Source organism: Sphingobium estronivorans, assembly GCF_008692605.1.
GTDB lineage: Bacteria > Pseudomonadota > Alphaproteobacteria > Sphingomonadales > Sphingomonadaceae > Sphingobium > Sphingobium estronivorans.
Genome location: NZ_LFCT01000070.1, coordinates 1 through 772 on the forward strand (window position 1 = coordinate 1; position 772 = coordinate 772).

The following is a 772-nucleotide window of genomic DNA, read 5'->3' on the forward strand; positions in this document are numbered from 1 at the left end:
TGCTATTGGAAGGCATCGACTGGCGGCGGCCGGAACGCACTTTCACCCCGTCACTCGCGGGCTAAAAACACCCATTTCCGGCACTTTTACTGGTACATCGGCGGCTGTTCCGCTATAGGATCGCGGTGTCGGATGCAGGCCTTTCCACCGCTGACAAAGACGCTCGGATCGCCGAGCTCGAAGCTGCTTTGGCGGCCGCCCACGCCGATATTTCTGCCCGCGACATCCTGATTGATACGCTGCGCGTGCAGATCGCGCGCCTCAAGCGGATGCAGTTCGGCAGGTCGTCCGAGAAGCTCGACACCCAGATCGCACAGCTTGAGCTGGCCCTCGAAGAACTTGAAGGCGAGGCCATCGTCGCTGCCGCGCGTCGAGCCGATCCGGCAGATGGCGTTCGGTCAGCGCCTGTTCGCGCACTGCCCGCCCATCTGCCGCGGGAAGAACAGCGGATCGAGCCCGAGCAGGGCAGTTGCACCTGTCCGGACTGCGGCGGCGCGCTACGGCCTCTGGGGCAGGATAGCGACGAGATGCTTGATGCCGTGCCGGTGCAATGGCGTGTCGTTCGGACCATCCGGCCCAAGTATAGCTGCCGGTCCTGCGAGAAGATCGTGCAGGCGCCCGCGCCGGTAAAAGCCATTGCCCGAGGCAAGGCGACCTTCGGCACGCTGGCCCATGTCGTCGTCTCCAAGTTCGATCATCATCTGCCGCTTTACCGCCAAGCCGAGATAATGGCTGCGCAGGGGATCGAGATCGACCGCTCGACGCTGGCAGG

The 772-nt window shown here is 63.9% G+C and carries 1 protein-coding gene; it reads left to right on the plus strand.

Annotated features, from left to right (window positions below; translation table 11 throughout):
• Nucleotides 1–125: 125 nt before the first annotated feature.
• Nucleotides 126–772: IS66 family transposase zinc-finger binding domain-containing protein (locus F7P65_RS21860; protein WP_240334437.1), on the plus strand; the 647-nt coding region annotated here is incomplete at its 3' end.